At 67.8% G+C, this 7,724-nt stretch carries 9 protein-coding genes; 5 read left to right on the top strand and 4 right to left on the bottom strand.

Annotated elements, in window-relative coordinates:
* Positions 1-451: 3-deoxy-7-phosphoheptulonate synthase (locus tag HY049_10080; GenBank protein ID MBI3449249.1), on the bottom strand; the 451-nt coding region annotated here is incomplete at its 3' end.
* A 174-nt stretch (positions 452-625) separates the two neighbouring features.
* Between HY049_10080 and HY049_10075 the strand changes: the two genes are divergently transcribed.
* Genes HY049_10075 through HY049_10065 form a run of 3 tightly spaced genes read left to right on the top strand, consistent with a single transcriptional unit; the run spans position 626 to position 2,513 of the window.
* Positions 626-994, top strand: a complete 369-nt coding sequence (locus HY049_10075) for a Rho termination factor N-terminal domain-containing protein (GenBank protein MBI3449248.1) — start codon at positions 626-628, stop codon at positions 992-994.
* Between the two features lie 5 nt (positions 995-999).
* Complete coding sequence (locus HY049_10070; protein ID MBI3449247.1) at positions 1,000-1,782, top strand: hypothetical protein; 783 nt, start codon at positions 1,000-1,002, stop codon at positions 1,780-1,782.
* A gap of 11 nt (positions 1,783-1,793) precedes the next feature.
* A complete protein-coding gene (locus HY049_10065) occupies positions 1,794-2,513 on the top strand; it encodes a hypothetical protein (GenBank protein ID MBI3449246.1) in 720 nt (239 codons plus the stop codon).
* 18 nt (positions 2,514-2,531) lie between these two features.
* On the opposite strand, the gene HY049_10060 is transcribed toward HY049_10065, so the two are convergent.
* On the bottom strand, positions 2,532-4,358 hold the full coding sequence (locus HY049_10060) for a lipase maturation factor family protein (GenBank protein MBI3449245.1): 1,827 nt from the start codon (positions 4,356-4,358) through the stop codon (positions 2,532-2,534).
* A gap of 80 nt (positions 4,359-4,438) precedes the next feature.
* On the opposite strand from HY049_10060, the gene HY049_10055 reads away from it, so the two are divergent.
* Positions 4,439-5,050, top strand: a complete 612-nt coding sequence (locus HY049_10055) for a hypothetical protein (protein ID MBI3449244.1) — start codon at positions 4,439-4,441, stop codon at positions 5,048-5,050.
* Positions 5,051-5,144: 94 nt separating this feature from the next.
* On the top strand, positions 5,145-5,789 hold the full coding sequence (locus HY049_10050) for an NYN domain-containing protein (GenBank protein ID MBI3449243.1): 645 nt from the start codon (positions 5,145-5,147) through the stop codon (positions 5,787-5,789).
* A 13-nt stretch (positions 5,790-5,802) separates the two neighbouring features.
* Here HY049_10050 and HY049_10045 read toward each other — a convergent pair whose 3' ends face one another.
* Together HY049_10045 and HY049_10040 are read right to left on the bottom strand one after the other, a co-directional pair.
* A complete protein-coding gene (locus HY049_10045) occupies positions 5,803-6,723 on the bottom strand; it encodes an HNH endonuclease (GenBank protein ID MBI3449242.1) in 921 nt (306 codons plus the stop codon).
* Positions 6,724-6,727: 4 nt separating this feature from the next.
* Complete coding sequence (locus HY049_10040; GenBank protein MBI3449241.1) at positions 6,728-7,717, bottom strand: FAD binding domain-containing protein; 990 nt, start codon at positions 7,715-7,717, stop codon at positions 6,728-6,730.
* Positions 7,718-7,724 lie beyond the last annotated feature (7 nt).

The raw sequence follows: 7,724 nt of genomic DNA, 5'->3' as shown, positions 1-7,724 counted from the left end.
CGAGGATCTTCAGCCCCTCGACCTCCAGTCCCTGGAAGGCGTACGGGGAGGTCCTCGGCTTGTAGGCGCCGCCGCGAAGGAAATGCGCCCCCGCCGCCTTCACGGCGTGGGCCACGACCAGCGTCTGCTCGAGCGACTCGACCGCGCAGGGGCCCGCAATGACCGCGAAGTGCCCCGCGCCGAGCTTCCGGCCGGCCACGACGATCTGCGTGTCGTCGTGCTTCACCTCGCGGCTGACGAGCTTGTAGGGCTGCGTCACCGCGATGGCCGACTGGACCCCCGGCAGGATCTCGAACTCCGCCGGGTTCAACGGCCCCTTGTTCCCCGTGATGCCGATGGCCGTGCGGAGCGCCCCGGGGATCGGGTGCGCCCGGAAGCCGAGCGCCTCGATCCGCGCGGTGACGCGCTCGATGTCCCTTTCGGACACCCCCTGTTCCATCACGATGAGCACGGAGAATTCTCCCTGAAGGTGTGGGCATCTTAGTGTGACCGGGTGAACACCTCAAGCCGCGCGGAACCCTCGGAGCGCGATGGTTGACGGCGGGGCCCGGGCTTGCTATCACGTAGCGTCCGCGAAGGCGCGACCGGAACCCGGGAGCGGCCTCGCGCGGCCACGAGGAGATGCATGGAGCTCAAGGAACTCGAGAAGAAGACCGTCGTCGAACTGCGCGAGATGGCCCGCACGTACGAGGACATCACGGGCGCGATCGGCATGAAGAAGGAGCAGCTCGTCGAGATCCTCTGCAAGAAGCTGGGGATCGAGAAGAAGCACGCGCCCCCGAAGGGAATCGGCCGGAAGGCGCTCAAGGAGCGCGTCCGCGCGCTGAAGGCGAAGCGGGACGCCGCCCTCTCCGCCCACGACGCGAAGGCTCTCAAGCGCGCCCGCACCCTGATGCGGAGGACGAAGCATCACCTGCGGGATCTGGTCGAGCTGGCCAACAAGGGGAAGGTGAAGCCGAAGGAGGGCGCCGCCCCGGCCGCGCCGGCCACCTGATCCTCTTGAAGCGCCTCGTCCTCGCCGCCGCCCTTGCGGCCCTCGCGGCGCTCGCCGCCACGGAGGCTCGGGCGCAGAGCCAGGAGCCGTACGTGTACATCGCCCCCGACTTCTGGCACGTGGCCCTCTCGGGGAACGGCCAGACGGGGCGCGGATCGTCGGACGAGCGCTTCGGCGTCGCCGACACGCTCGGCGTCGATACGAGCGACACGAGCCGCGCGCTCGAGTCGTTCATCCGGCTCCGGGAGAAGTACCTGGTGGAGTTCGGGCTCGCCCACGGGGACTTCTCGGGCTCCACAAACGTCTCGTCGATCTTCACGTTCAAGAACCACACCTTTCTCCCGGGCTCGCGCATCCGGTCCGACATGAAGGTCGATCACAAGAAGCTCCTGTACGGCTCTCCGTTCCTGGCGGGCAGGACGCTCACCGCGGGGGTGAGGGTCGGCCTCTACCGGTACGACCTCGAAACGTCCGTGAAGCAGAGCGGGACAGGCAGCCCGGACGTCTCGTTGAAGTCGACCGTTCCGATCATCGGCGCCAGTTTGAGCTTCATCCCGGCCCAGGCGCTCCGGATCCACGGCGAGGTCCTGAGCACCGCCCTCGATCGGGGCGGCGTCCGCTCGCGCGTGCAGGAGGGGTACGCCGCCCTCGACTACATCCTCTTCGCGCGCTCGGTCGGCATCACCGTGGGGTACCGGTACAGCTCGCTCAGGTCCGAGGACAGCGGGCGGGCGAAGCTCGACATCAAGGAGAAGGGGACCTTCTTCGGCATCGTGGTGAAGCTCTGAGGGGAGGCGGCATGATAGGGAGGGTCTTCGTGCGCGTCGCGACCGCGGCCGGGCTTCTCCTCGGCGCGGCGGCGATCGCGGGGGCGGGCGAGGCGCACCTGTACTTCGCCCCCGGCGCGTGGATCGCGAAGGCCGAGGGGGACGGGGCGACGGGGAAGCCGGGCGGCGGCTTCAACGTCGCGGACGATCTCGCCGCCGACGGTGTCGACAGCTATCCGGGGATCGATTTTCTCGCGCGGCTCGGGCATCACCGGATCGTCGGCGGGTACAGCGACGGCAAGGTGAACGGCGACAAGCTGGGCAGCTCCATCGAGCTCCGGAGGCAGCGCCTCTTCTACGGCTACTCGTTCCTGAGCGCGGGAGTTCTCGACGTCACCGCCCTCGTGGGCGGCGACGGCTACGACGTCAAGACGAAGGCCGCGAAATCCACGGCGGCCCACATCGGATCCCCCGCGCCGGCCGTCGGCCTGTCGATCGGCATCCGCCCGCCGATCGTCCCCGTGCGCTTCTACGCCGAGGGGGTCTACTCGTCGATGAAGATCTCCGGCGTCGACACGAGGCTCACGGATCTCTCGGCGTCGTTCGACTGGTACTTCATCCCCGTGGTCAAGCTCCTGGGATTCCAGATCGGCTACCGGGTCTACGATCTGAAGTCTCACGACACCGGCACCGGCGAGAAGAGCAACTACAGGTTCCGCGGCCCGTTCGCGGGCCTCGTCTTCAGGATCTGACCCGCACGGCTCCCTCCGTCAGCGCGACGGCGCGGTGAGCGTCGGCGCATAGGGCCCCAGGTACTCCCGGCGCCACCACGCTCCCCCGGCCCGTCTCTCCTCCCCGCTCGTCATGTGGTAGTCGTACACGATCGCGCGGATCTGCGACGGCGGTCCGTCCGGGAAGGGATTGCGCTCGAGGAGCCCGACGACCGGCGGGCTCCCTTCGAGCAGGCGCTTCATGAGCTCGACGACCCACGGGTTCCTCTGATACGACCCCAGCGCGGCGAACCACATCTGCCAGTCGAGGCGCGGCTGGTGCGGCGCGACGAAGCGCGGGGGGCGCGAGACGTCCCCCGGCTTGAAGCGGAACTCGTAGTCGAGCCACGTCGCGCCGTCGCGCGACCCCTGCAGCACGATCTCGTGCCGGTACGTCGTCATCGAGGCGAAGAGGCCGTAGCTGCTCACGCTCCGGAAGGGGGCGATCGCCTCCTCGATCGATCGCAGGGGACCGGGATACGGGATCGGGAGGCGCATCCGATCGGTCATCTGCATCGTCCCGACGGCGAAGATCACGGCCGCGAAGGGGACCAGGACCCGGCGCGCGGCTCGACTCCATCCGGCCTCCCCGCCCGCCCGGTCCCCGGGACGCACGCGCCTGAAGCGCATCGGCCACGCGGTGTCGTCGAGGAGAAGAACGCACAGCGCCAGCGTCAGAAGATTGAAGAAGGCGAAGTTCCCCGTCGCCATGATCGCGACCTGGAGGAAGAGCAGCGCCGCCGCGCCGGCGTGCCGCACGCGCCGGGGGGCGAAGATGAGCCACGGCGCGACCAGCTCGATCGCGAACATCACGACTTCGGAGGCCGCCTGCGCGGCGTGGGGCAGCCGCTGCATGTACCAGGCGGTCCACGTCGGAAGCGGCTGCGTCTCGTAGTGGAAGTCCAGCGCCGTGAGGTCGCGCCACTCGGGGGTCGGCGCGCCGAGCTTGACGATCCCCGACGTGAACATCAGCCGGAAGAGAAGCCAGTGGAGGAGGAAGACGCTTCGCGTGCGAACTCGTGCGGCGGGTAGGAAGACGGCGAGGAGCCCCGTCTCCAGCAAGAGGATGTCCCACTGGAAGTTGAGGAAGACGCGAACGACGGAGCAGAGCGAGAGGTAGAGCGCCCAGAGAGCGACGAAGATCGGGCGCGGCGCGAGGCCGGTGAGCATCACCACCGCGGAGAGCACGGCGCCCAGCCAGCAAGCGCCCGCCAGCGCCGCGTCGCCCGGGGGGATCCACCAGAAGATGGTCGGGAGCTGGGCCGGCGACGTTCCGCCGAGGCTCGCCCGCACGGCGTCGAGGAAGGCGGCGGCGGGGAGCACCCCGCGGCTTCCGGCGAGCCCTTCGATCTGCACCGCGAGCGATGCAAAGGCGATGAGATACACGGCCGCCAGCATCCGGACGAAAAGCCATCGCGCCGTCTCGTACGCCGGCGGCGAGACGTCGGGCCCCCACAGGAGCTGCGTGATCCTCGAGAAGAGGGGGCGGTTTCTCGCGACGAGGGCGTAGGCCGCCTCGCTGATCGGCGCGACGCCGGGGACGTGCTCGTACGCCCCGAGCGCCCATCGGCGCCCCGGGGCGCGCGCGAGCGCTCGGAGCACCGCCTCGGCCCCGCGATAGATCTTCCCGTCGGTCTCGACGAGCTGGACCGAGCGCGCGAACTCCTCCTTCGGGATTTCGGGAAAGCGATCGCCCACGGCGGTCGACGTCGCGTACTCGACGCGATCGCCGGTCGCGAGCTGCCAGCGCCCGATCCACTTCCTGCAGAAGCTGCAGTCGGCGTCCCAGATCAGGAGCGGCTTCGATTTTTCGGCTTCCCTCGGCATGAGCCTCCAATGTCCGGGCGCGCGTCATTCTGACGGCTGCGGTTCGCGCCGACAAGCGCCGGAGGTTAGAATCCCGGGCCATGGGACGGGAGACGAAGTGCACCGCACGGGTCGGACGCCGCTCCGGGTCGGGGAAGGCGATGCTCGAGTCGGAGCGGCTGATCTTCCGGAGCCCGGAGATCCGCCTCGACATTCCGTTTCGCGAGATCCAGAGGCTTCGCGCGGAAGGGGGCGCCCTTCACCTGACGCATGGCGGCGAGACGATCTCGCTCCTGCTCGGCCCTCTCACCGCGAAGTGGGAGGAGAAGATCCGGAACCCGCGGAGCCTCCTCGACAAGCTCGGCGTGAAGGAGGGGCTGCGCGTCTCGCTCGTCGGCGCCTTCGATGCGGCCTTCGTGACGGAGCTTCAGGCGAAGGGGGCGCGCGTCACGACGGGGCGCGCCGCGAAGGAGAGCGACCTCATCCTCTTCGCCGCCTCCCGCACCGCGGATCTCCAGAGGCTCGAGACGCTCAAGGCCTCGCTCCGGCCGGCCGGGGCGCTGTGGGTGATCCGCCCGAAGGGGGTGCCGGAGATCACCGAGTCGGACGTCATGGCGGGAGGGAAGGCCGCAGGCCTCGTCGACGTGAAGGTCGCGAGCTTCTCACCCACGCACACGGCGGAGAAGTTCGTGATCCCCGTGGCGAATCGGTGAAGGTGCCTTGACCTTTCATGAATGCCGTTCCAGAATAACGCCACTGAGACGCGCCCCTGTGCCACGTCCATGATCAAAGTAGGGAGACCTACACGTGGCACAGGGGCATTTTGTTATTGGGGAACGAGTCGCCGTGCTGCTGGACGGCGAATCCGTCCGAATCACACTCGGCTCGCGGCTCAAACGATTTCCTGAAGCCGCGGATGTCGTCGCCGAAGTGTCGCGAATCCTCGTGCACCCGGCCGTCGAGCGCTCCTCCCTCTACCGGGTGTTCTACTACACCGCCGAACCCCTCTCCGGCTCGGCTCGGAACCCTCTCGACGGCCGCCCGATCGATTTCTCAGCCACGCTCGCCTACGCCCGGAACATGCGTCTCATCGAGCGCCTCGACGACGAACCCGACTTCGCCGTGCGCCGCGGGACACTCGTTCACCAAGGGTGGGAGATTGGCCGAGCGGCCGCCCATCGGTTGACCTCCGGCCTCAAGACAACGGTAGGGGCGCACGATCTCGTTCCGAAAATCCTGCAGAAAGGGGTCGACATGAGAATCGGGCTCGACATGGCCTCGCTCGCGTTGAAACGGTTCGTCTCGAGCGTCGTCGTCGTGACGGGCGATTCGGATCTCGTGCCGGCGATGCGGTTCGCCCGACGGGAAGGAATCCGTGTGTATCTCGACACGCTCGGGCACCCCCACGTCAGACCCGAGCTGAAAACGCACGCGGATCAAATGCTCGGATGAGTGCGGGCGAGAGTCACACCGCCTTCCGAAATCGTGCGAATCTCTCCTCCAGCCGGTCCCGGCTCGGTCGCGAACCGGGTGATCGGGGTTCCAGGATTTCTTTCCCCTGAAACTGCTGCAGGCCGTGCACGAGCATCGGCCCATCCTCTTCCGCAAGGACATCTTCGCGAATCTCAATCCGCAGATCGGGACGGACGCCCAAGATATCTCCGTCGAAAGCAGCGTGGTGCAGCTTGCAGAGCGCAAGCCCGTTGGAGACGATGGGGTCCCCTCTCGGGTGCTTGTCTTCGAGGATGTGGGCGGCGTCGAGCAGACGGCGGTGATGGCGCAATCTGCATACCGCACATTGTTCTTTGTAGGCGAACAGCACTCGGCGCTGGAAGACCTTCTGGTGGGCCCGCTGCAGCGCTACACGGGTGAAATACGATCGCAGTACGGGAGAGTCCGGCGCAGGCTCGGCCTCGGAGGCGCTGGCTTCATCCGAATCGACAACCAGCCAGAATGCTAGCGCCGTCGGGTCATCGCGCACGAGTTTGACGGGCCATATCGGAAGATACTCTCCAGGGGCAAGGCCGTAGAAGTATAGGAGCGGAACTCGGCGGCTCATCGCGAGCCGGAGGCCCCGGTTATCCGGATGGTTCGGATCCGTTCCTCGGTACCGATATCTTATGAAGTCGTCCGACTCGAATGCGTCGTCGTAGGGGCGCTCGCGGCCGGGAACGACGGGGACCGTGGTGATCGAGAGAGGCAACTCGGGGAGAATTGCGGGCTTGAAAATGCCGGCCGGGCCCAGGAGTGGGACGCGTCTCCCGTCGAACGAGAATCCTTGCATCAGAATGGATCGCTCGACGCTCCCGCCGCCGATCTCGCACTGACGTCGCACGAAATCAAACGCAGCCGCCCGGACCCGGGCGTCAAAATCGTCAACCGTCATCTGTTCACTCGACCCCGCCGAGCCTCCGGAGCAGGCGGCGCGTGTAGACGCCGACCATGCTCTTCCGGTACTGCGGCGGGAACATCACGTTGCGGACGGGCTGGCAGCGCTTCTGGATCCCGTCGGCGACCGCTTCGATCAGCTCACCGGTCAGCGCGAGCCCGCGGAACGGCTCGGTGACCTCCGGGAAGAGGAGCGGCGTCATCGACACGGCCGTGACCGCGACGCGCAGATCCTCGATGCGCGCCCCCTCGAGGCGCAGCGACGCCCCCACCCCCATGTCCGGGAAGTCGAACGAGTCGCGGAGCCTCAGCTTCGCGTAGCCCGAAGCCGAGACCGCGGCCTCGGCCGGGATCTTCACCTCCGTGAGGATCTCCCCTTTCCGGAGGTCGCTCTTGCGGATGCCGTCCGGGTGGTAGAAGTCCGCGGCGGCCATCTCGCGAGGGCCGTCGAAGCCGACCAGCGTGTACGTGGCGCCGAGGGCCATCAGGAGCGGCGCCGCGTCGCCGGCGTAGATCGCGTAGCAGATCTCCTTCTGCGGCACGACGAGGCAGACGTCCCCCTCGGCCTTCATGCAGAACCCCTTCGAAGCGCGCCAGTCGTAACCCTGGTTGAAGTAGTAGCAGCGCGTCTCGAGGAGGAGGTTGCCGCCGAGCGTCGCCGATTGCCGGACCAGGGGCGTCGCGATCTGCGAGATCGCCTCGAGGATGCCGGGGAGATTGCGCCGCACCCCCTCGTCGGCCTCGATGTCCCTCAGGCGCGCCATCGCGCCGAGGGCGAACCCTCCGCCGGGAAGCCTCCGGAACGGGGTCGAGAGATCGGCGACACGGGAGAGGGAGATGACGTGGCCCCGGGCGTTCAGCCGGTTCTTGTAGTTCGGCAGGAGATCGGTGCCGCCGCCGAGGAAGTCGAAATCGCCGGCGCAATCCCCCGCGATCATCAGCGCTTCCTCGACGCTGCGCGGCCGGTGGAGTTGGAACGGGGGAAGGATCATCGACCCA

It is taken from the genome of Acidobacteriota bacterium (genome assembly GCA_016195325.1).
Classification (GTDB): Bacteria; Acidobacteriota; Polarisedimenticolia; order JACPZX01; family JACPZX01; genus JACPZX01.
The sequence above is the reverse complement of the archived record's forward strand: the minus strand, read 5'-3'. Positions and strand labels throughout refer to the sequence as shown.